We start from the raw sequence: 24,039 nt of genomic DNA, 5'->3' as shown, positions 1-24,039 counted from the left end.
TAAATTAGTAGTCTATTCAGCAGCGACCATTAATTTTTACAGCCCTGTTTATTGTTATTTAAAAAGTGGGAGAGATCTCAATGAGAGATTCTTCCGTTTATAACCATATCGCTAGACTAACCGTTTCGCACAGTTCTTAACTTGCTCTTTCAAAAGGTCTGTTTCATCGAAAGCTATTAAGCTTGGTCCTATTTCTTCGTATTTTATAATTGATATAGTTTATCAACATTTTTTGTCTCGATAGCAGTACAAGAATGATTAATAACATTTCAACGAACATTGTACCGCCAGATGAACCGCTTTTGTCAGAGTTATCAGGTGTTGGTAGGTCTGTCTCATTACTTCCATCGTTTTCGTTAGTGTCAGTATTACCATCTCCCCCATCATCGGTTTTGATATTAATAGAAAATGGCAAACTGGATGTTGTTTGTGTGCCATCTGAAACAGTGACAATGATATTGTCTATATTTGTATTGAAATCTGCTGGAATTTGACCATAAATTTCTCCATTTTCAGAGTTAAACTTCACCCAGCTAGGTGTTTGGCTAATGGAGTATGTTAACTTATCCATGTCTTCATCCCATGCTCTGGTTGGAATATAAAGATACTGATTAGCTTCCAACGTTGGGCTATCAATATTTAGCATGATGGGAGGCCTATTTTCGTACGGTGTTTTACATTGTTCATCGTGAACAACTTGAGATACTAAGCAGTTTTGATTTACAGTAAACATTTCGTAGCCATATGGGTAAGATTCATATGGGAAATAATAATGTCCGTCCAAATAAAAACTTTGCGAAATAAAAGTTGTTTCATTATAAACGTTTGGAATTTTTATTGTGTGCCAACGGTCATACTCAGGCATATATACTGCTAATTGAAGCAGTCCATCTAAAAGTGTAACGGGTAGAAATATCCAGCTCTTTGGGTCATTATCAAGCGTGAATGGTGAAATAGACATAAACATATTGGAGATATTCAAACTACTCAGTTCAGTACTGGTATTATTTGAGATCAAAGAAAATCTAAATTTTCCATCCTCTAATTTGAAATGATACGCGCCCTTATTCGTATAAAACATAGAGGCAGAATTAAACTGAGAATAGTCATCATGTAAAATCGTCAAGTTGTTTGTGTTAAGATCTAAAGATTGCAACTTCGAAGTGTAACCATTAGCTCCATATAAATAGCTTGAGAATATTATTTTATTATCAAGATACTGTATATCTTGAGTGTTTTCATCTTCTTCAAGCGAATATAGCTTTTCAGCTTTTTCAGTTTGGCAATCGAAAGAATAAATTGAAAGTGTTTGCTTAGGAACATAATCTTGATTATATATTGCTTTAAGGTAATAAAATTTAGCATTTTTATTATCTAAGTGATATACATCATAACTGCTGGATAGGACGCCTATTGATTGTTTAAGAGTATATTGACTGCCATTCCATTTGTGAAAGTTCATTTTCGTTTCAGTATCATATGAAAACTTCTGGGATACAACAAGTTGCCCGCACTGGTACACCGAATCAGCTTCTAAACCCAAATCACTAGTTGAGAAAGATTTACTTGATTGTGTATCAATAACTCTTAATTCGTTAGCGCTAGCTTCTACAAACAATCTATTTTCATCTGTGAATAATAACTTATTTATCCAGCCACCAGGAATATCTCTGTCATAATTAAATACTTCACTCGAAGATTGAGCTGAGTTATCATACTTGTTTACTTTTCCATTTAACAAATAAAAGACATCATTTTCCATATTTGTTATAGCGTTATTTCCGTATTTCGGATAATCGTTAGGTAAGGTTTGGTTAATTACTTCTACCCCATTTTCAACCGACATTTTAAAAAATACATGGTTTCCATTTCTTTCATTAAAACCTAATTTTTCTAAAGGTTTTATTTCTTCATCTAACCAACCATAAGCAAAAATATCTGAATTATTTATACTAGAAAAACGAATGTCACTTGAAACTGTATGCGTACCTTTCTCTACGCTTGAAACATAGTCAAATGTTTTAGTGATATTGTTGAATATATGTAATCCATTTCCATAACTAGCTTCTTTTAAGATTTTATCAACAAATAATTTGTTGTCATGGACAAATGATTGAGAGATATAATTTATTTGACTAAAAAATGTATCCGAAAATGTCATTGTTTCTGGCGAGTAAGCCTTTATATGTTCACCATTACTAGCGCAGTAAAAGTAAATCTCATCATCTGTTTGATTTATGTATCCCACTTGATTTTCATTAGCTGGTAGTTTTATTTCTGATAACGTATTATCACTGCTTAATGAAAAGAAATCGTCTGGATTGTTAGAGTGAGGATTGCTATTACCTTTTATTAATAGTTGATCTTTTATATAGTATATTGATAAGTCGCCCCAATAATTTTCCACTTTATCTCTATAGATAAAATCTGATTTTTTAGTTTGATTGCTATATTTAAATAAATTATATGTGAGTTCTGATTCATTTAGTGAGCTTATGGCTAATGCTACAAAAAATGAAGCGTCATTGGTATGTATGATTTTCTTGGATAAAAACCATTTCTCACTCGCCTCGTATAAAGTATGCTTCTCACCTGTTTCAATATTTATTTTAATGAGTTTAGATTGTTCCCCTAATAAAGTAAGAGTAACAAATTCATCTTGCTTGTTGGTGTCAGCAAAGTTATATCGGTCTTCGTCATCAGATTCATAAATTAACCTTGTTCCGTTTACTGTTCCATCTGAAATGTAAAGTTTACCTTCCAATATGCAAACTACCGAAGATCCCCAAAGTGAGCACTCTCTTTGATTGTAAAAACGCTCTAAATTATGAAATTTATGGCTTTTTTTCGTTGTTATATTGAATAAATAGTTACCATCAGGCAGTGAGTAAAGGTAGTTGTCATTCCCAATTTTCAATATGTTTTGAGGGATTTCAACAGGATCTTTAAACGTCCCAATGCTTTCTTTTATTAATTCAAACTCGTTGAATATTCGAGTTCCTTGGGTTGTTCCATCCGTAACAAATATATCATTCGTTGGAAAAGGATTAAATAAAACTTCATCTTTACTTAGCTGATATGTATTGTTATTTACCTGTTGAATTGATGAACAGTTAATGTATTTTGAACCATCCTCCCATAGCAATTGTGGTACGACCTCACCATGCTTTATTACCCAAGGCTGTAGTCCATTGTCATTACAAGCTTGAAAAAAAGTACCAGCTTTGACTGAAAAGTGATTAAAATGTTCATAGTTTTTAAATCCAGTGCTTAAGTAATAGTGGTTTTTATTGAGGTCATAAGTTTTTACAAAATCTTTGTCTTCAAGAGCTATAGCTTGAAAAGACAAAAGGGTAAGCATTAAATAAACAATTCTCATATCGATTCCTTCGACTTAAATTATTATTCCTGTGTAGGTCTTGCCGAAATTTTGATTTATATTGAAAAAGATTCTATATGGCTAAATTTTATCTATTTCAGCAACTATTCGAGCCCACTTGTTGCCACGAAATTGTACAATGGTTGCCGTTTTGTTAAAAGTGTTTTGTTAAAAATAACACTGTCATTATTTAGTTAATAAGCCTAAATTTAACACTATTTGACGTGCTATATTCGGCCGAACACATTGAATAAGGTCCTTAAAGAGTGCAGGTTTGTTTTGTACTTAAGAGTAGATGGTTGGCTTAAAGGCATATTATTTAATAGATATCAGCAAATCAGGTTGTTTTTTTGAGGTTGCTGAGTAATGGCTTGTTTGTAACAAAGTGGAGCTCTTGGGCTCAAAGTCCTATCTTTCGCCCAATAAAAAGGCCCGCTATAAATAGCGGGCCTTTTTATTTGAATGTGGCGGAGGGATAGGGATTTGAACCCTAGAACGGGATAAACCGTTGCCGGTTTTCAAGACCGGTGCATTCGACCACTCTGCCATCCCTCCGAACGCGGTGAATAATAAGGGTATTGGCGAAAATGTAAAGCCTTGATGTGTTCGATGGCACAACAAATGTGCAAAATGACACAAAAAGGCTCGCGTTTGCACAATATTTACCCTTTTTAGTCTTTAACGCGCTTTCGCTACTGCCCTCTCTTGCTGGCTAATTACCAACAAGAGAGGCTGCTGTAACGACAATAATACCTAGTTAACTAAACCACGACGCTTTAGTAAAGCATCCGTTGATGGTTTCTTACCAGTAAAGTCGATGTAGTCTTGCATTAGATCTTGGCTGTTACCTTTTGACAAAATAGTGTCACGGTATTTTTGGCCATTTTCTAAGGTTAATCCACCGTTATCCATCATGTAAGAGAACGCGTCAGCGGCAAAAACTTCAGTCCACAAGTACGCGTAGTAACCTGCTGAGTAACCGCCACCGAAGCTGTGGCTAAAGTAGGTAGTTTTATAGCGAGGAGGCACTGGTGTGTAATCCAAACCGTGTTTTGCGAGTGCTTGTTTTTCAAAGGTTGCCACGTCAGTGATTTCAGTATCTGAAGTAATTGAGTGCCATTCCATATCCAGTAAGGCTGCTGCTAAGTATTCAACTGTGCCGAAACCTTGGTTAAAGGTATGCGACTTTAATACTTTAGCTAGTAGCTCTGCTGGAATAGGTTCGCCCGTTTTATAGTGCTTAGCGTAGTTGGCTAGCACTTGTGGGTCGATACTCCAGTCTTCGTTTGCTTGTGATGGAAACTCAACAAAGTCACGAGCTGTTAACGTACCAGCAAGGCTTGGATAGTTAACTTGTGAGAATAACCCGTGAATAGCATGCCCAAATTCATGGAACATGGTGCTCACTTCGTCGAATGTCATTAGCGTTGGTTGGCCGTCGGCTGGCTTTGGAATGTTCAGTGCGTTGTAGACAACAGGCTTAGTGCCTTTCAAGAATGATTGGCTGACTAACTCATCCATCCATGCACCGCCACGCTTGCCTTGGCGCGCGTATGGGTCTAAATAGAATAAACCAATAGAGCTACCGTCTTTATTAAAGATTTCATATGCGGTGACGTCTTCTTGCCACACAGGTAAGTCAGTACGAGGTTTTACCGTGATGCCGTAAAGCTTATTCATTGCAAAGAATAAACCGTCGTTTAATACGGTATTCATTTCAAAGTATGGCTTAACTTGGCCGTCATCTAGGTCATATTTGGCTTTACGAACTTTTTCAGCATAGTAAGCCCAGTCCCATGGTTCAAGTTTGAAGTCTTTACCGTCTTTAACGATTTCAGCTTGAATATCAGCGGCTTCCACTTTTGCTTTAACCAGTGCTTTAGGGGCTAAATCGTCGAGAATTTCGTAAACGGCTTCTGGGGTTTTGGCCATTTGGTCGCCAAGAGAATAAGCAGCCCATGTTGGGTAGCCGAGTAGTTCAGCTTTTTGTGCGCGCAGTTGAGCAATTTTGATGTTTAATGGCGCGTTAGTGTCCATGGCGCGATAAGCTGAAGTTTCCCATAGCTGTTTACGTAAATCGCGGTTTTTCAGGCTAGACAATAGCGGCTGAGTGGTGGTGTTGACTAAGGTGATCATGTAGCCCGTTTTGCCAGCATCTTTTGCGGCAGCGGCCAATGAAGCGATGTCACTGTCTGATAAGCCATCTAGCATGGCTTTGTCTGTCACGACGATGACGTCATCTTTAAATGATTTCAATACGTTTTGCGAGAAACTGGTTTCAAATTTAGCTAATTCACCGTTTAATTCACGCATTTTAGTTTTGTCTGCATTAGACAGTTTAGCGCCGGCACGGACAAAACGGTCGTAATACACTTCAACTAAACGTAAGTCTTCACCAGTTAATGTTGCTTTGTTTTTATAAACCGCTTGAATGCGAGCAAATAACTTATCATCAAGATAGATATTGTCTTGATGTGCCGTTAGTTTCGGTACTATTTGTTCTTCAATACTGGTGAAGTTGTCATCTGAAATGAGCCCTGACAGATTGAAAAATACCCGTTGTGTGCGATCTAAAATCGCACCGGTTTTTTCAAGTGCAACAATAGTATTGTCGAATGTGGCCGCTTCACTGTTATTAGTAATTGCTGCGAGTTCAGCATTATGTTCTTTTATACCTTGCTCAAATGCTGGTAAGTATTCGCTAGTGGTTATCTTGTCGAACTGAGGAGCCATGTATTGTAAAGGGCTTGGTGTTAACAGAACGTTTTCAGCAGTTGCTGGTGCTTGGGTCATGGTTGATGCTTCTACAGTTTCGGCTGCCGCTGAGGTGTTTGCTGATTGCTCTGAACACGCGCTGAGCATCAATGCAGCACTAACTGCAGTGGTAATAAGTGTTTTACGCATTGTAATATCCTTGGGTCTTGGCCCTTTTAGGTGTTTGTATGCCTATTCAAAATGTGTTGCGTGGCTGAATAGTGACAATAAAAACGTAATGAAATCGTACCAAACTCAAAAATAAGCGGTTGCTCATCAGTTGGTATAACTTAATACAATACCAAGCCTGTGCCTTGCCGCAAAGGTTAAAGGGATTAACTAAGATTAATTATTGTAACTAAAGTTGCCAATAGTGATATTTGTTAGATTTTGCTGCAAATCGAGCGCAATTGTAGTGCTAATTTGGCTATATTCGCGTAGCTTAATAGCAATAAGTAGCACGATGAGGGTGATAGATGAAAGCAGGTAAACACGATACAAAACTGCTCAAGCTCGCGATGGAGATTGGCATGGGATATGCGCAAAAGCGTGGTTTTGATGATTTTGGCAAAGGCATTTCACCAAAAGATAAAATCGAGTGTATTTATCGATTATTAGTGCAAGACAATTTAATTCAGCCCTTGGCCGAAGATAAAGATGATGGCCCGAATCGCAAACATAAATTGATATTGTGGATTAGTAAGCAGCTGCCTAAAGAGCATGAGTTATTAAACTAACGTTATCAACAGGCACCATAGAATTAAGCCCAAATGAAATGCTATTTCATTTGGGCTTTTTTATTGATGTTAAGGTTATATTGCTGGTACTGACTCTAATCCAGACTGTTATATTTCGTAGATACTTTAGTGTTTAGCTATTGACCTAGCGTGATTCAATTTCAACAATTTTTAAGCTTATCAACTGTTTTTGCCATTGCTGCTTATTAATACCTTCTACCCAAATTGCATCACTTTGACGATGCTGGCCTTTACGCAGGTAAGTTTCTGGCATACGGAATATCGCTTCCCAGGCTTCAAGCTTTTCTGTTTTAAGCAACTCACCCATGTCATTGTAAAAACTCACTTCAACTTCAACAACCGTGACATGTTCGTTGCTGGTGCTGTCAAAATCGAACACTAAGCCGAGTTTATCGCCTTTCCATTTTGTGTCTGCAAGGGTTATTTTAATGCCATCTTTAGCCGTACTCGCTAATAATTCTGGCTGTGCTAACGCCGCTGCCGTTAAACGGGTAGTTGATACCTGAGTATTAACTGCTGGCGCAGTTGGCATGGTTACCTTTGGCGCTGCAACAGGGGCTGCTGGTGCAATTGTAGCGGGTGTTGCTATGCTTGTTTGCTCTGTGATGCCTGCTTTAGCAGCGAGCTCTGCTTGGGTTACGGTTTCAGTAATGATGTATTCCCAAGTGAAATCGTCTTTTAGGCGAACATTGGCGCCATTTTCTAAGGTGATCACCGCGACATCGGCGGCCATTGCTGCTGGAGCAAGGAATAAAAATAGGGCTGATGCGATCGCATTAAGTTTGGTTTTCATCTATTCGTCCTGATTGAAAGTCGTTACTACTTTGGCTCATTCTACGTACATTTATCGTTGAATTGGAAATAAAGTAAGATTGTAGATCCATATTATATCCGCTCATGTTAAGTATGGTTTTATCGCTGTGGCTAGGTTATGCGTAAGTCCACTGTAGATTGTGAGTTTAAGGTTAAAAAATATACTGTTTTAAACGCAGTTTGTTGATGTTGATCAAATTTAGGTACCTCTTTGTGCGCAACACTGGTTGGGTTTCGAATACATAGAGGACGTGTGATGAAAACTTATTATTCAGTATTAATGTTATCTACGGTTTTATTACTAAGCGCTTGTGGTGGCAGCGATAGCACAACCGATGAGGTTATCCCTTTAGGGCAGTTTTCTTTAGGGGTGTCTGATGCGCCTATGGCTGGAGTGTCTCGGTTAGGATTAGTGATGAATGAACTTGTTATGACAGACGCAGCGGGTGAAATTCACCGTTATAGTTTGCAACATAGGGAGTTTAATTTACTCGATTATCAAGGCATGAACCGGCATCTTGCCATTGATAATATCGATCTACCTGTTGGCCAATATCATAATGTTCACGTGACAATTGATCAGGGTGATGGCAATCAAGGTTGTTATGTTGAAGATGGTCAAGGCCGTCATAGTTTGCAAGTTGAAAATGGTTATTTACCAATAGATGATGTTGAGATTATTGCTAACCAACAACGTCTAATGACGTTGGAAATTAACTTATATCGGGGTTTGTTAAGGGAGCAGGAACAATACCAATTAAGTCATAGTGCAATGTGGTCAGTGGATAATAGTCAAATGGGACATTTAATTGGCGAGGTTGATCCGCAATGGATTGCCAATTGTGAAACTGACTATGCTGCTGTCACTCCTGTTGGTGGGGAGTTTTATCATTTAGCCTATTTATATCCTGAAAGTGTCACCTCTGTTGATCAAATGGCCGATATGGGCACAACACATCCAGCAGGGCTAACGGCTCCGTTATCGGTGAGCCGATTGTTACAAACTGCGGATGGAGATTGGTATTTTGCAATGGGCTATTTGCCTGTAGGCAATTACCGCGTTGGTTATAGTTGTTTAGGTCATTTAGATGATCCAATCATTGATGACATTAGCGCAGGGCTTTTTGCTATGTATGAAGATGCAGGCGCTATCACCATTGAATCTGGCCCTCTCGGCGGACAACAAACGATACATGAGTGCGGCAACGGCAATGGTGGCCATCATCAAGGGCATGGTGGCTAGTGCTGAGGCTAGTTGAACTTTCTATCATTTTATTAATGCGTTATATTTTTTAACAAGACTTTTTACCCATTTGATTTGGTCAATCAACTAACAATCAGTAAGACATCATTGCTTGTATGTCTTACTGACTCTAGCTAGGTTATTTTCCGATATTTATGCTCATTATGTTGCGAACGATAATAATTTTTGCGCGTCATACCTCAGTTATCCCCATCGAAATGACCCAATAACAAATCGCTAATATTAGCGATTGCTGAAGGTGATGTAGCTCATAAAAGCTGACATTAGTGCCAAAAACGGCTGTTGATTTACAGGGTAAAGCGTAAACTCATCCTTAACATGTAAAATTTATACATGAATAATATTTAAGGAGTAGAGTTATGTTTTGTGTGCAATGTGAGCAAACCATTAGAACACCGGAAGGCAATGGCTGTAGTTACTCGCAAGGTATGTGCGGCAAGCTAGCGTCGACGTCTGATATTCAAGATTTATTAATTTATATGCTGCAAGGCGTGTCTGCTTACGCAGTTAAAGCCCGTGAGTTTGGCATTGTAGACAGCGACATTGATGTGTTTGTCCCTAAAGCCTTTTTTGCCACACTGACTAACGTAAACTTTGATGATGACCGTTTAATTGATTATGCCTATCAGGCTCAAACCTATCGTGACCAATTAAAAGCGGCTTATATGGCTGCCTGTAAAGGCAAGGGCGTAGAGCCAGAAATGGTCAGCGCCCAAGGCGAGTTATTGCTCGGCGCTTCAAAGCCTGAAATGTTAGCCCAAGCACCCATGGCACTGCCTAATCGTGGTGACGTGCATGAAGATATTCTTGGCTTACGTTTATTATGTTTATACGGTTTAAAAGGTGCGGCTGCTTATATGGAGCATGCTCGCGTATTAGATCAAACTGACGTTGATGTGGCAGCTGAGTTCCATAACATCATGGCATTTTTAGGCGAAGACTCTATTGATGCTGACAAATTATTTGCTACAGCAATGCAAATTGGCCAATTAAACTATCGCATTATGGCGATGTTAGATTTGGGCGAAACTACCTCATTTGGCCACCCAGAGCCAACGCAAGTAAATACAAAATCTGTTAAAGGCAAGGCGATTTTAGTGTCTGGCCACGACATGAAAGATTTAGAGCTTATTCTGCAACAAACCGAAGGCAAGGGCATTAATGTCTTTACTCACGGTGAGATGTTACCCGCTTTGGCTTACCCAGCCTTTAAAAAATACTCGCATTTAGTCGGTAACTACGGCGGTGCTTGGCAGAATCAGCAAAAAGAATTCGCCACTTTCCCTGGCGCAGTGGTGATGACCTCAAACTGCATTATCGACCCTACAGTGGGTGAATACTCTGACCGCATTTATACCCGCAGTATTGTCGGTTGGCCTGGTGTGACCCATGTTGAAGGTGATGACTTTAGCGAAGTGATTAACAAAGCACTCGCGCTTGAAGGCTTTATCTATGATGAAATCCCTCACATTATCACTATCGGTTTTGCTCGAAATGCATTAATGGCTGCAGCACCAACAGTGGTTGAAAACGTTAAGAATGGTTCTATTAAGCACTTCTTCTTAATTGGTGGTTGTGATGGTGACAAATTAGAGCGCAATTACTTTACAGACTTAGCTAAGTCTGTGCCTGATGATTCAATTATTTTGACCTTAGGTTGTGGTAAGTACAAATTCAATAAATTGGAATTTGGCGACATTAACGGTGTGCCACGCTTGTTAGATATTGGCCAGTGTAATGATGCTTATTCGGCGATTCAGTTAGCGTTAGCGTTAAAGGACATTTTTGAATGTGACCTTAATGATTTACCGTTAAGCATTGTGTTGTCGTGGTTTGAGCAAAAAGCGATTGTAGTGTTGTTAACCTTGCTATCTCTAGGGGTGAAAAACATTCGTACAGGCCCAAGTGCACCAGGGTTCTTAACTGAAAACTTGGCCAATATCCTTGAGCAACAATTTGGTTTACGTACCACTACCGATGTTGAATCAGACTTAAAAGCGATGATCAAGGTAGCGTAATACTGTCATAACAATCGTGCATCTAAGCCAGGCTTGTTTGCACGATTACGACTAAAACGATATGAGATTTTCATATTGCTATCTGTGTTTTTTACTGCGTTAAAGGTATCTAAATGAGTAGTACTCCCTCAGTTGGTTTTTCATTTTCACAAGCGCTTTGTGCCCAAGCAGCTAAATCTGTTACACCTGTTAACGAGGCCCCCGTTATCAAGACCACGCCAACGCTTGAATCTACAGCACAGGTTAGTCCGAAAGCACTTTTGGCTGCCGATAACTGGCAACGAGGCGAGGTACAGCTTTGCTGTGTTGAAAAATGGCATGAAACCCACGATGTGGTCAGCTTTCGCTTTCAGGGTCTTACACCGGTTAAATTTAATTTTAAACCGGGGCAGTTTATTACCTTTAAGTTAGATATTAATGGCGACAAGGTTTATCGCAGTTACACTATTTCATCGTCACCTTCACGACCATTTTCACTAGTGGTGACGATTAAAAAAATAGCTGGTGGCGTGGTGTCTAATTACTTAACTGAGTCTCTCAACGTAGGTGATGAAGTGACAGTGACTGGCCCTGATGGGATATTTAACTTGGTCGACATTGAGGCCGATAAATACTTATTTTTAAGCGCCGGTTGCGGTGTGACACCAATGCATTCTATGTCGCGCTGGCTTTGCGATACCACCACCGATAGCGATATTGCCTTTGTACACAGTGCCAAGACGGTCGATGACATTATGTTTGCCAATTCAATGGCGACGATGGCATCTCGTAGCCAACATTTTAATCTTAATTATGTACTTGAGTCTGATGATAATCAGCAAAATTTGACTGATAAATATGCCTCTACAAGTTGTGAAAGTGGTCGTTTAAGTTTAGCAACCTTAGTTAAGTTAGTGCCAGATTATCAACAGCGTACCGTATTTGTGTGCGGACCTGAACCCTACATGGCGGCAGTAAAATTAATGCTTGAAGCTGCCGAATTTGATATGAGTCAATTCAATCAAGAAAGCTTTGGTGCCAGTAGTGCCATGGGGTTGAAAGCTGCATTAGAAAGTAATCCATCAACCGAGCAGTTTATGTTGAGTATAGGTGACAAACAGGTGCCGTTAAGCGGCGATCAAAGCCTACTTGATGGTATCGAGTCAGCAAAGATACCGATAATTGCCGCATGTCGTTCTGGCGTATGCGGTGCGTGTAAATGCCAGGTTGTTTCGGGCACCACGGTATCGTCTAGTCAAATGGCGTTAACGCCAGACGAAATTTCCGCGGGGTTTGTGTTGGCCTGTTCAACTAAAATAACCTCGAATGTACGCTTACAAATGTGATTAGGGTAAATATCTCCCTATTTGTAGCTTCAACACTTAGCCAGTAAACATTTAATGCTACGAGTCTACTCTTGGTTACGACTAATCTTGTGAGGTGATCGAGGTGATTAAGTATTGTTGGGCAAAATCATCAGCATCTACTGGTTTACCCAAATAATAACCCTGCCAGATGTTGGCGCCTTGTGTCGCCACAAAGTCGGCTTGAAATTGATTTTCAACGCCTTCTGCAACCAATGATAACTGTAAGTTATTTGCCATGGCTATAATGGTGCTGACTAACTGTCGGCTCTGTTCTGAGGTATCAAGATTGCAAATAAAACTGCGATCAATTTTAACCGAATTAAACGGATAATGTTGTAAGTAACTGAGTGACGAATAGCCAGTACCAAAATCATCTAACGATAAACGGATCCCGTGCTGATTTAACTTGCTCAATACATCTTGGGCACATACTGTATCGTGGATTAACGCATTCTCGGTCAGCTCAATTTCAAGTAAATGGCCAGGTATTTTGTATAACTCAAGCAAGTTAACAATCTTGTCGACTAGGTAGCTGTCTTTTAGCTGTATGGGTGACATATTGATCGCCAGATAAAAATCTTGATTATAGAGTTCTCTCCAATAAGCTAATTGTTTCAACGCACTTCTTAATACAAAATAACCTAGTTCAATGATCTGTCCTGAATGTTCTGCAATTTCAATAAATTCAGTTGGTGAAACTTGGCCTAACGTTGGGTTATGCCATCTTATCAGCACTTCAGCACCGACAACATTTTTGCTTTGTGTGCATACAAACGGTTGGTAATGTAACGACAACTCATCGCGTTTAAGTGCGCCTCTTAGTAATGATTCCATTTGTATGCGACTAGACAGTTCAGATTCCATTTTTTGGTTAAAGAACTTATAGCTATTACTATTACCTGTTTCACAATGAGACAGAGCCGCACTGGATTTTCTGGATAGGTCCATAAATCGGCTACCATCGTTAGGATAAAATGCGACTCCCATTGCGGTGGTAACGGATAATGACAAGTCTTCGACATAAATTTCTTGGCCAAAGTGCTGACATAATCGACAGCAAAAATTCGCTATTTTATCCGCGAACAGCCGTTTTTTTGTGGTGATAACGATACAGAAGGTCGTCTCACTGACAATGGCAAGATAGGTGTTATTCGTCATAAAGCGTTGTAGCTTTTGCGCCACTATACTTCGCACTTTTTCACTGATGTCATAACCTAAACCGTCTTGAACGACTTTTAAGTTGGTGATGCTGAAATGGATTACTGAAATACAGGTAAATTCATTTTTTGTTGTCAGTTGGTTAAACATGGTTTCGAGCTGATTGAATTTAGGCAAGCCAGTAACGATATCAAAACGTTGTTGAATATCTAATAGTTTTTCCGCTGCAACTCGTGAGTCGATTTCTTGCATTAATTCATTGTTAAGCTTCTCTAATTCAAAAGTCCGCTGCGCAATACGAGTTTCTAATAGTAAGTTGGCTTGTACCAGTTTTTCCTTTTGATCAAGTATTTCTAGATTACTTTCAACATTTTTACGAAAACACTCCAATAGCATGATGATGTCGGCGGAGTAGCCTTTTGCTTTTTTGTCTGATACGCAAATGGTGCCAAAGGTCTCGCCGTTGGGCCAATTGAGTGGTAAGCCGTAATAAGAAATCATCCCATGGGCAAGATCTGGATTTTGGCTCCAAAGGGGGTCGTTTAATGCATTCTCAACGTGTAATTCAGTTTGCTGTTTAATCACTGATTCACAATATAAGCCATGGCCTAGCTTGCCCTTCATCCCGGGTGTATATGGGTTATCGGTGTTATTGTTGGCGACACAGACTTCCACTTCATTAGCATGAAGTTTCATGATCAATGATGCTGGCACTTTAGCGACCTTGGCGATGAGGTCGACAGCCGTTTGCCAAGACGTTAGCATTTCTGGCGGTATTGAAATGGTGTTATTTTTCAACAACATTATGACCTCTTATTTTATTGTTACTCAAAAAACATACTGTTTGTACGTAACGAGATACGTCAACAGGTCGCCACTCTGTAACATTGGCGAATTCGAGATTATTAACATTTAAAATAGTGAATCGTTACAAATTATTTTTTAAAATCAAATGCTTAAAAGTTTTGTGTAAAGTGCAACGAGATAGTGTGAGGTCTTGAATGAAGGGAAATACTGGTTGGGTAATTTCTAAAGAGTCCATTGTGATGCTACATAACGGGCTAACTGCCGTAGCTACTCTTTCATCCATGAATCTCGCATCGATCCCTTACAACGTACAATAACAAGCTAACATAAATACTATCACTATGTTGGTTATTAATGTTTTTGTCGCGAGTTCGAGCGCAGCTGGTCTGGTTATATGGATTAGCTTGGCATTGATAGTGTTTAATTTAGTGTATAAAAAAATCATTCAAAAATGACTTTTATCTCTTTGCTTACAAGCGCTTATTTTATAATCAAATTTGCTTTTTTTATAAGCTGGACTTGATAGTGAAACATGAGCTTGGCTAATCGTCAGCTTGGATCATAAAGCCTGCTTTATTGGCAAAGCAGGCAAGCAATTTGCGGTTAGAGCTTTTGTTAAATTGAGTACTTAACTTGAACTTGGGATCAGAGGTCGTTAGTTGTTGTTAAATGACATCACATAACGATTGAAGGTCAACTCGCCATCTTGGTATTGGGAGTGGTAGGTCATTCCTAGTTTAGTCGCAACATTAATTGAACCGCTGTTGGCATCGGCGACATCGGCATAAACAATGTCTAAATTCATATGTTTGTTTGCGTATTCAATACAAGCCTTATTAGCTTCAGTGGCTAAACCTATCCCCCAATAATCTGGATGTAAGCGGTAGCCAATATTAATGGCATTGATGCGGATTTCATTTTTAAAACCGCAAAACCCAATAACAGTATTGTTATCTTTAAGGACTACAGCCCAACGACCAAAACCGTACTGTTGATATTCAACTAACCAAATATCACGAATGATGTTTTCTGCATCTTGCAACCTTGTGCACACTCCCGCATCGCCAGTGTAACGATTAACCTGCTCAGGGGTATTAAAGTGCAATACTGCAGGAGCGTCTTCAAGAGTAAATTCGCGAATAATTAACCTTGGCGTTTCAGTAATGACTTTCATTATTTTTCCTTTTGATTGGTTTCCCTGCTTATCCTCTGTATGACCACAATGAGTTAATCTTTTAAGCGATTACCAGGAAATTAAAACCCATTACAAAGTGGCCTAAGCTTGTGGTAGGTTAACATATTCAATTTCCGACAATTAAGAATAATATGGCCTGCCTTCGTGTTGTTTACCCGTTATTAGCGTTAGCGATTTCAGCTGCGTCACTGTCATTGACAGCAGCTGCAAGTGAACTTGATCAATCTGTCACTAAAGCTTTGCCTAAACTTGAGCAGCTTTATTTACATTTGCATCAACACCCTGAATTGTCATATCAAGAAAAAGCCACTAGTCAACGTATGGCGCAAGAGCTCAAACAACTCGGTTTTGAAGTGACGTCAAATTTTGGTGGTTATGGTGTGGTTGGCATTGTTAAAAATGGTAATGGGCCAGTGGTGATGATCCGCGCTGACATCGATGGCTTACCTATTATTGAACAAACGGGCAAAGAATATGCCTCGACCGTGACCACAGTAGATGCCAGTAATAATACCGTGGGGATTATGCATGGTTGTGGCCATGACATTCACATGACCAGTTTAATTGGCACAGCACAACAATTGATGCTTCACAAAGCCGATTGGCAAGGTACGTTAATGATGGTGGCTCAACCAGCAGAGGAGGTCGGTGGTGGTGCAAAAGCCATGCTTAAACAGGGGTTATTTGATCAATTCCCAACACCAGATAGTATTATTGGTTTACATGTTAGTGCAGCAATTCCAGCAGGAAAAGTCGGCACCGTAAGCGGTTATGCCTTGGCGAATGTTGATTCGGTTGATATTACCATTAAGGGGAAAGGCGGCCATGGCGCTTATCCGCACGCAACCATAGATCCGGTTGTTATTGCTGCGCGCACCGTACTTGCACTGCAAACCATTGTTAGCCGCGAAGTGTCACCATTAGAGCCTAATGTGGTAACTGTTGGCTCGATCCATGGTGGATCAAAGCACAATATTATTTCCGATGAGGTCAAGCTGCAACTGACATTACGCTCTTACAATCCTGAGGTTCGTGAGCAGCAAATCGCGGCGATTAAACGGATTACTTCGGGTATCGCAATAAGTGCAGGTTTGCCTGATGAGCTTATGCCTGTGGTGTATGTGCATGATGATGAAACTATCCCTTCAACGTATAACGATCCCTCATTAGCCGCTAAGGTTAAAGCCAGTATTGAAGCCGAGTTAGGTCGTGATAATGTGCTGGTTGCACCGCCAGTAATGGCTGGCGAAGATTTTGGTTTATATGGACTTACACCAGAGAAACGTCCTATTACCTTATTTTGGCTTGGCGGGGTCGACCCTAGCCTGTATCAAGCGAGCCTTGAGTCTGGCGATACCTTACCGTCTTTGCATTCGAGTCAGTTTGCACCAGATTATCCGTTAACGATTCGCACTGGTGTAAGAGCGATGACGCGCACCGCGATGGATTTATTTAATCAGCCAGCGCAATAAATGCCAAGTGTTCAGCGATAGGATTTCCTTTAGCGATAAGTGGAATAGCAGCTATAATGGCGGCTATTCTCATTTTTAACCCCGTGGGCAGTATATGATTGTTTTTACAACTAATCTTGGCGATTTTACCGTAGAACTGGAAATGGAACGCGCGCCAGTTTCATCAAAGAACTTTTTAAAATATTGCCAAGACGGCTTTTATGAAGGAACGATATTTCATCGAGTGATTAAAGGCTTTATGGTGCAAGGTGGTGGCTTAACTGCCAAAATGAAAGAAAAACCCACTCGTGACCCGATTGCCAATGAAGCCAATAAAGGCTTGAAAAACGTGATCGGCACATTAGCGATGGCGCGAACAGATGCGCCACATTCTGCTACTGGGCAGTTCTTCATTAATGTTGCCGACAATGATTTTCTCGACCATGCAGCCATGACTAATGCTGGCTGGGGTTATGCTGTATTTGCTAAAGTCACAGCGGGGATGGATGTTATTCAGCAAATGGAGCGGGTGAAAACTACCACCATGGCTGGCCATGAAGATGTGCCGCGTGAACCTATTATTGTTGAGAAAGTGACTATTATTGACGAAAAACCCGTGGCTTGAGATTGTTGATTTAAGAGTTTTGATTCAGTGACTTGAATCAATTAACTTTCTTAACGTTTCAGTTTTGGTCTGTGCTTAAAGGCATAAATATAAAAAAGGTTCGACAGTGATGTCGAACCTTTTTTTGATCGGCAATTAACACCAAATTACATTAAAGTGTGAAACGGATACCAATGGCAACGCCGTCATCTTCAGACACTTCCATTCTTGCTTGTTGTGCTTTGTCTGCGCTGGTGAAATCGCTGTAATCACGACGCGCTTCAATATACACAACAGTATCTGGATCAAATACATAATGTAAACCTACTACGAAAAACTGACGTTTGAACATGTCATTTGGGTCAGCATTATAGTTAGGTTGGATGACATAGTTAGTGCCAGCATCCAATATGTTATACGACAAGAACGTACGAATATTGTTATCAAACTTGTATGAGAATAATGATTCAAGACCTACAGCGTCGTTAATTAAACGGCCGATATTGTCGGTGTCATGATTTTCATTTTTGTTGACGTTGGCAGCAGCATAAAAACCATTCTGGTCAAAGTTGCCCCAAGTAATGCCCATGCCGTAAATAAGATCAACAGCAGTAGATGAAGTGCCATTACCAAAGGTCACATCAAACTCACCGCGGTTAACACCAGCAGTTAACACTAATTTGTCTGTTGCTTGATAAGTTACTGCACCACCATAGGTGTAGTTATACTCAACTTGTTGCGCAGAAGGTGAACTTGCTGCCCATAATTCTTCACAGGCATCTTGAGTAATATTTTCAACATCGCAAGTATAGAAAGCGCTGTTTTTAAGTTGCGCCTGTACTGCAAAACTGACATCGCCAAAACTGTTACGATATTGAACAGTTTTGTCGCCACGACCAACACCGTTTACCGCACCGTCATCTTTGTTATAAGTGTAAACACCGGCAGTGTTACCGTCCCACACAAAACCATAGTTGGTACTGTATACCACGTCATACCAAGCACCCCACTGCTTGCCAATTGTGATGCTACCGTATTTGTCGTGTGATAAACCTGCATAGCCAAGACGGTTATAGAAAAACTCTTCTTGGATTGATTCAAAGCGGTTGTTATACACAATATCTGTGCTGCCTACAGGGTTTACACCCCATTCAAGCAAAGCGTATGCTTTCCAATCATTTTGTAATTGACGACTAAAACCAAAATTAATTCGAGAAGCACCGTTAACAACTTCTGTTTCGCCTTGGGTATTGATGACGCGCGCATCGATAAATCCGCCAATTTTAACAGCATTGACATCATCTTTATAAATTTCGATTGCTGAGGCCGAAGGGATAACCAGAATGGTTGAAATCAATGCTGCAACTAAAGTTTTATTCATTTTAATCTCTTGTCTTGTTATTTGAGTAAGCACAGCTTAGTCCGTTAATATATCTTTCCATTGAGACGACGGAGAGTAGCAAACCATCAGTCGACTAACAAAGTGAAATATGCTCAAAAAAGGCGATATACATCATAAAATGCATTGTTCAATGACTTAGCTAAAGCTCGTGTTAATAGCGAGTTAGGTGCCAGTTAATAATTGTAAGCAAATGTTAATTGGTGGTTGCTTATGCATGTAAGGTAGTTTTTTACCCAGTCATAGTGGTGTGCATTTTATCTATAATTAATTTGATGTAGATCGCTACTTTATTCTTCAAATGTCATACGCTTAATTAGGCACTGTTATCGATTTTTCGGGAGCAACACTATGCACATGACTTTGCAGTTTTTCGGCGCAACGGAAGAGGTCACTGGATCTTGCCATTTACTCACAGTCAATGGACAGCAAGTGCTGCTTGATTGTGGCTTAATTCAAGGGAGTAAAGCTGACGCGTTACGTAATCATGATCCTTTTCCATTCGATGCGACACAAATCCATGCAGTAGTATTAAGCCATGCACACATTGATCATTCCGGCCGTTTGCCTTATTTGATTAATCAGGGGTTTACTGGCCCCATTTATACTCAAAAAGCCACTGCGCAGTTATGTGATGTCATGTTGCGCGATGCGGCCATGCTGCAAGAAAGAGATACCGACAGGCAAAATAAAAAACGAGCTAAACATGATTTAGCGCTGCTTGAGCCGTTATTTACTGAGAAAGATGTCGATCAAGTGATGGCACAATTTGAGGTGGTAGATTACGGTCAACGACTGCAGGTTGCCGATGCGGTAGAAGTTTGTTTGTCTGATGCCGGGCATATTCTAGGTTCTGCTGTGGTTGAGTTGTGGTTAGGCAATAAACCTGAGCAAAAAAAACTGGTGTTTAGTGGTGACTTAGGCCGAGCGGGCATGCCTATATTGGATGACCCAACCTTTATTGAACAAGCCGATTTGGTGTTGATGGAAAGCACCTATGGCGATAGAACTCACCGCAGTTGGCAAGATACCTTGGTCGAGTTGAAATCCATCTTTAAAGATACGATTCATCAGAGTCGTGGCAATATTTTAATTCCCGCGTTTTCGGTTGGGCGTGCCCAAGAGTTGTTATATTTGTTTCATTTATATGCCAAAGAGTGGGATTTATCTGGTTGGCGTATTTGCTTAGACAGCCCTATGGCGATAAAGGCTACTGAGATATATGTTAATAATTACCCATTAATGGACGATGATTTTAAGCGCTTTACCCGCTTATCTCCCGGGAAGCATCCCTTGTTGTCTTGCGCTGAGTTTATTAATAGTACCGAAGAGTCGATAGAGCTAAATGATATTCATAAAGGGCTGATTATTATTGCGGGCAGCGGTATGTGTAATGGCGGCCGTATTCGCAATCATTTTGTGCATAACTTGTGGCGTACCGAAGCCGATATTATTATTTGTGGTTTTCAGGCACTAGGTACACCCGGGCGACTATTAGTGGATGGGGCAACAGAACTCACTATTCATGGCCAGAGCGTTAAGGTGGCTGCCCGTCTTCATACTGTGGGGGGCTTATCTGCTCATGCCGATCAAACCGAATTATTGAGTTGGTATCAGCATTTTCATCAAGCCCCCCCGGTGATTTTGGTGCATGGTGAGTCAAAAGCGCAACAAGTATTAATTGAAGCATTGAATCAAGATGCCACTCATAAACCGAAAAATAGTGCCATTGCCCAGCGCGGAGATTGCTTAGATTTAAACGCTTTGCCTGAGTTGGTATGGCTGAATAAGGCAAGTGAATCTAATGAGACACCAGAAACGTGATTCGAGTTAATGTGTTATTAGGTGATCGATTGCTTAGCCTGCGGGTTAAGCATCAATTTCGTGTTGCAGTTTTTCAATATCATCTAAAATACGCATAAACTTTTGCCCAAACTCGGTTACCTCGTATTCTACTCTAGGTGGAATTTCAGGATAGTTGGTTTTATTTAAGATGCCGAATTCGATGTTTTTCTTTAGGCATTGATTCAACACTTTAGTGCTCAGGCCTTCAACCGATTTGACCATTTCACCAGGGCGATTGATGTTATTAGCCAATAACTGATACACAGTTAACGACCATTTGCAGCCGTAAATGGTTTCAACCATACGAGCACTTTTTTCTGGCGCCGATTTTCGGGTAAATAATTTTTCGTTTGTATTCATTAATATGTACCTAAAAGTACCCATGTAACCGATTTGTACTTACTATTCAAAAGGATAGTTTACCAATAAGCTTACCACAATTACTATTACATTAGGTGCGAACACATGACGAATTTAACTTCAAAAACAGCGCTAATTATTGGCGGTACGAGTGGTATTGGTTTTGAAACGGCTAAGCAATTAGTCACTCAAGGTATCGATACCATTATTGTGGGTAACAAGGCTGATAAGCTTAATACGGCTGTGGCGCAGCTATCATCATTAGGACATGTCAGCGGATTTCAAGCTAATTTATACGACGCAGAAGACTTAGCGCGTTTGCTCAAGATGATCGACGCAACTGATCATCATATTGCACACTTAGTGAATGCCGCTGGATACTTTAATCCTAAGCCATTTTTAGAGCATCAAGTGAGTGATTACGATATTTATATGGAACTTAACAAAGCGATTTTTGTTATTTCCCAAGCAGTTGCTAAAAACATGGTTAAACATGGCGGTGGCAGCATAGTGAATATTGGGTCTATGTGGGCTAAACAAGCCATCAAAGCCACACCATCAAGTGCCTATTCTATGGCTAAAGCAGGTTTACATGCGTTAACTCAACACATGGCAATGGAACTGGCAGACAGTCACATTCGAGTGAATGCAGTATCGCCAGCCGTTGTAAGCACGCCAATTTATGAAGCATTTATTGAACCGCAAGATATGACCGGTGTGCTTGAAAGCTTTAATGCATTTCATCCTATCGGCAGAGTGGGCAGTCCGACCGATGTTGCTAATAGCATAGTGTTTTTGTTATCAGAGCAAGCATCTTGGGTGACCGGAGCCGTGTGGGATATTGATGGCGGCGTAATGGCTGGCCGTAACTAGTTATACTTCAAAAGGCCAATGCAGTCGCCATGGTTGTTACTGTTTGGCTATTGCCTAATATCTAACTCAGTGTTGAGTATCCGACGATTAAGTCGTCGCGATGCGCTAATGCGCAGGTTGAGGCATTAATGTTTGATGTTAGTTGGCAAGGGGCGATCTGGTTCGCCCTTTGTTAGCAGAGGTCATCTTTTGAGGCTGATTAGATTAAATCACATTTAATAAGCGTTAATATTTCATTCTATAAATCACTCTGACACGTTAAGCTATGCACAAATAAGTGATGTGAGCAGCGTGATGAAGTTAGTTAACATAGATAAAAGCCGATACCGTTCAGTTAACAATCAAGTGCAAATCGGCTTAGTGGCAACACTGGCTATTTTATCTTTGGTGTTTGGCCAACTGATGATTTATTTCTTTGGCGTTAAACAGCTCGCGGGTGTTGAGTCTACGGGCAATTTCCATCTGAACTTTACCGGTTTTATTTTAGCGATAATGGCGTGTAGTTTATTAGTTCGCAATTTACGTCATAAGCCCAGATTTTATGAAGTGTATTACGTGTGGCAGTTAAAGCAGCTACAAAACAAAATTTTCCGTAAACTGAAATCAGTACAACAAGCCGCCAAAGATAATAATCGCGATGCGTTAGTGATACTGAGTTTCTATTATCAAAGTTTATCGTTAGTTTATAACTTAGATAACAACACCTTAACTATATCAAACGTCAATAATGAATTGGATAAACTCCAACAGTGTATTGATGCTGCTGGATATTCAATTGATGTAGAAGAGTTTACTCCCGAGATGTTGCAAGCTTTTTAGTACCCTCTATTTTTACCTACAATAAGGAGCCATGATGTCAATATTGGCAGATATTCCTTTTTCATTACTCGAACTTGCGCCGATGCGCGAAGATTCCACCATATCAGATACTTTACAAGGCAGTTTGCGTTATGCCCAACACGCCGAAAGCCTTGGTGTTAATCGTTTTTGGTTAGCAGAGCACCACAATATGCCGGGCATTATTTGTTCGGCTACTTCGATTTTAATAGGTTACATTGCCGGCGGTACCAAGCACATTCGTGTTGGTGCTGGTGGTATTATGTTGCCCAATCATCCTCCTTTAGTGGTAGCAGAGCAGTTTGGCACTTTGGCTAGCTTATATCCGGGACGAATTGATTTAGGCCTGGGCCGCGCACCAGGCAGCGATCCGGTGACCAGTTTAGCGCTTAATCGTGATAATCAAAGGGCAGAGCATTTTCCTGATGAAGTGAGCGAGTTGCAGTCGTTACTCGGCCCAAGTCAACAGCGTGAAAACCGTCACGATAAAGCAGTACGGGCGATCCCTGGAGAGGATACCAATGTGCCGATTTGGTTATTAGGCTCTAGCTTATTCAGTGCTAAATTAGCCGCTCAGCGTGGTTTACCTTATGTGTTTGCAGGCCACTTTGCGCCACGTTTTCTGTCTGATGCCATAGCGCTTTATCGACGAGAATTTACCCCTTCTGCCGTGTTGGATAAACCTTATGTGATGGTGGGTTTGCCTTTAGTGGCCGCGCCTACCGATGCCGAGGCTCAGCATCTTAGTACGACCTCTAAACAACGTATTTTAGCGTTAATTCGTGGTCAAGAGATGTGGCTGAAGCCGCCGATCGACAGCATGGATGGTTTATGGAGCGAACAAGAAAAAAACTATGTTGATAGCTTTTTAAGTTTGTCTATTTGCGGTGGACCCGCAACCATTAAACATCGTCTAGAAGTGTTTGTTGAACAGCTTGGTGTTGATGAGTTGATGTTTACTAATGATTTGTATGACAGCGAGCATCGTTTACGTGCCCTGGATATTTTAATGAGCGTGAAACAATAAAATAGTTTGAATCACATCCCGTAAAGATGGATTAAAGCGCTCACAGCTTGTGAGCGCTTTTTTTATGTCATGACAAATCAGTGTTCATTAATAAAGTGGGCGCGAATGATTTCTAATATGGCTATTTGGGTTGCCTTGCCATGTTGATTGA

At 40.3% G+C, this 24,039-nt stretch carries 17 protein-coding genes and 1 tRNA gene; 10 read left to right on the top strand and 8 right to left on the bottom strand.

Annotated features, from left to right (window positions below):
- Positions 1 to 163: 163 nt before the first annotated feature.
- The 3 genes from H5123_RS01670 to H5123_RS01660 all read right to left on the bottom strand — a co-directional run bounded on the left by H5123_RS01670 (position 164) and on the right by H5123_RS01660 (position 6,283).
- Positions 164 to 3,379, bottom strand: a complete 3,216-nt coding sequence (locus H5123_RS01670; RefSeq protein WP_182696804.1) for a putative Ig domain-containing protein — start codon at positions 3,377 to 3,379, stop codon at positions 164 to 166.
- 465 nt (positions 3,380 to 3,844) lie between these two features.
- A tRNA-Ser gene (locus H5123_RS01665) sits at positions 3,845 to 3,934 on the bottom strand.
- A 198-nt stretch (positions 3,935 to 4,132) separates the two neighbouring features.
- Positions 4,133 to 6,283: a M3 family metallopeptidase gene (locus tag H5123_RS01660; protein WP_182696803.1), complete on the bottom strand. Its 2,151-nt coding sequence runs from the start codon at positions 6,281 to 6,283 to the stop codon at positions 4,133 to 4,135.
- A 326-nt stretch (positions 6,284 to 6,609) separates the two neighbouring features.
- Here H5123_RS01660 and H5123_RS01655 point away from each other — a divergent pair, with 326 nt between their 5' ends.
- The gene (locus tag H5123_RS01655) at positions 6,610 to 6,870 is read left to right on the top strand and encodes a DUF5062 family protein (RefSeq protein ID WP_124015199.1); all 261 of its coding nucleotides are present in this window, start codon (positions 6,610 to 6,612) and stop codon (positions 6,868 to 6,870) included.
- A gap of 145 nt (positions 6,871 to 7,015) precedes the next feature.
- On the opposite strand, the gene H5123_RS01650 is transcribed toward H5123_RS01655, so the two are convergent.
- On the bottom strand, positions 7,016 to 7,684 hold the full coding sequence (locus tag H5123_RS01650) for a DUF3157 family protein (protein WP_182696802.1): 669 nt from the start codon (positions 7,682 to 7,684) through the stop codon (positions 7,016 to 7,018).
- Between the two features lie 276 nt (positions 7,685 to 7,960).
- On the opposite strand from H5123_RS01650, the gene H5123_RS01645 reads away from it, so the two are divergent.
- The 3 genes from H5123_RS01645 to H5123_RS01635 all read left to right on the top strand — a co-directional run bounded on the left by H5123_RS01645 (position 7,961) and on the right by H5123_RS01635 (position 12,311).
- A complete protein-coding gene (locus H5123_RS01645; protein WP_182696801.1) occupies positions 7,961 to 8,947 on the top strand; it encodes a DUF4382 domain-containing protein in 987 nt (328 codons plus the stop codon).
- A 380-nt stretch (positions 8,948 to 9,327) separates the two neighbouring features.
- Positions 9,328 to 10,986, top strand: a complete 1,659-nt coding sequence (gene hcp / locus H5123_RS01640; RefSeq protein ID WP_182696800.1) for a hydroxylamine reductase — start codon at positions 9,328 to 9,330, stop codon at positions 10,984 to 10,986.
- Between the two features lie 113 nt (positions 10,987 to 11,099).
- Positions 11,100 to 12,311, top strand: coding sequence for a hybrid-cluster NAD(P)-dependent oxidoreductase (locus H5123_RS01635; RefSeq protein WP_182696799.1), 1,212 nt, complete (start codon positions 11,100 to 11,102; stop codon positions 12,309 to 12,311).
- Between the two features lie 81 nt (positions 12,312 to 12,392).
- On the opposite strand, the gene H5123_RS01630 is transcribed toward H5123_RS01635, so the two are convergent.
- Entirely contained in the window at positions 12,393 to 14,294 is a 1,902-nt protein-coding gene (locus H5123_RS01630; RefSeq protein WP_182696798.1) for an EAL domain-containing protein, read from the bottom strand.
- A gap of 658 nt (positions 14,295 to 14,952) precedes the next feature.
- Complete coding sequence (locus H5123_RS01625) at positions 14,953 to 15,471, bottom strand: GNAT family N-acetyltransferase (protein ID WP_182696797.1); 519 nt, start codon at positions 15,469 to 15,471, stop codon at positions 14,953 to 14,955.
- 152 nt (positions 15,472 to 15,623) lie between these two features.
- Between H5123_RS01625 and H5123_RS01620 the strand changes: the two genes are divergently transcribed.
- Together H5123_RS01620 and H5123_RS01615 are read left to right on the top strand one after the other, a co-directional pair.
- Positions 15,624 to 16,964: a M20 family metallopeptidase gene (locus H5123_RS01620; protein ID WP_182696796.1), complete on the top strand. Its 1,341-nt coding sequence runs from the start codon at positions 15,624 to 15,626 to the stop codon at positions 16,962 to 16,964.
- Positions 16,965 to 17,058: 94 nt separating this feature from the next.
- The gene (locus H5123_RS01615) at positions 17,059 to 17,568 is read left to right on the top strand and encodes a peptidylprolyl isomerase (protein ID WP_182696795.1); all 510 of its coding nucleotides are present in this window, start codon (positions 17,059 to 17,061) and stop codon (positions 17,566 to 17,568) included.
- Between the two features lie 151 nt (positions 17,569 to 17,719).
- Here the strand turns inward: H5123_RS01615 and H5123_RS01610 are convergent, their stop codons facing one another.
- Positions 17,720 to 18,928 (bottom strand): porin, encoded by a 1,209-nt coding sequence (locus H5123_RS01610; RefSeq protein WP_124015190.1) that lies wholly within the window; start codon positions 18,926 to 18,928, stop codon positions 17,720 to 17,722.
- Positions 18,929 to 19,297: 369 nt separating this feature from the next.
- Here H5123_RS01610 and H5123_RS01605 point away from each other — a divergent pair, with 369 nt between their 5' ends.
- The gene (locus tag H5123_RS01605; protein WP_182696794.1) at positions 19,298 to 20,770 is read left to right on the top strand and encodes an MBL fold metallo-hydrolase RNA specificity domain-containing protein; all 1,473 of its coding nucleotides are present in this window, start codon (positions 19,298 to 19,300) and stop codon (positions 20,768 to 20,770) included.
- A 45-nt stretch (positions 20,771 to 20,815) separates the two neighbouring features.
- On the opposite strand, the gene H5123_RS01600 is transcribed toward H5123_RS01605, so the two are convergent.
- Complete coding sequence (locus H5123_RS01600) at positions 20,816 to 21,151, bottom strand: helix-turn-helix domain-containing protein (protein WP_124015188.1); 336 nt, start codon at positions 21,149 to 21,151, stop codon at positions 20,816 to 20,818.
- A 105-nt stretch (positions 21,152 to 21,256) separates the two neighbouring features.
- On the opposite strand from H5123_RS01600, the gene H5123_RS01595 reads away from it, so the two are divergent.
- From H5123_RS01595 to H5123_RS01585, 3 genes are all read left to right on the top strand, one after another.
- Positions 21,257 to 22,024: an SDR family NAD(P)-dependent oxidoreductase gene (locus tag H5123_RS01595; protein WP_182696793.1), complete on the top strand. Its 768-nt coding sequence runs from the start codon at positions 21,257 to 21,259 to the stop codon at positions 22,022 to 22,024.
- A gap of 294 nt (positions 22,025 to 22,318) precedes the next feature.
- Positions 22,319 to 22,843: a DUF3087 domain-containing protein gene (locus H5123_RS01590; RefSeq protein WP_182696792.1), complete on the top strand. Its 525-nt coding sequence runs from the start codon at positions 22,319 to 22,321 to the stop codon at positions 22,841 to 22,843.
- Positions 22,844 to 22,877: 34 nt separating this feature from the next.
- Positions 22,878 to 23,888 carry an LLM class flavin-dependent oxidoreductase gene (locus tag H5123_RS01585; protein ID WP_124015185.1) on the top strand — a complete coding sequence of 337 codons (1,011 nt, stop codon included), beginning with the start codon at positions 22,878 to 22,880 and terminating at the stop codon, positions 23,886 to 23,888.
- Positions 23,889 to 24,039 lie beyond the last annotated feature (151 nt).

Origin of the sequence: Shewanella sp. SR43-4, from assembly GCF_014163845.1 — a bacterium.
Classification (GTDB): domain Bacteria; phylum Pseudomonadota; class Gammaproteobacteria; order Enterobacterales; family Shewanellaceae; genus Shewanella; species Shewanella vesiculosa.
Note: the sequence above shows the minus strand (reverse complement) of the source record. Positions and strands in the feature narration are given on the sequence as shown.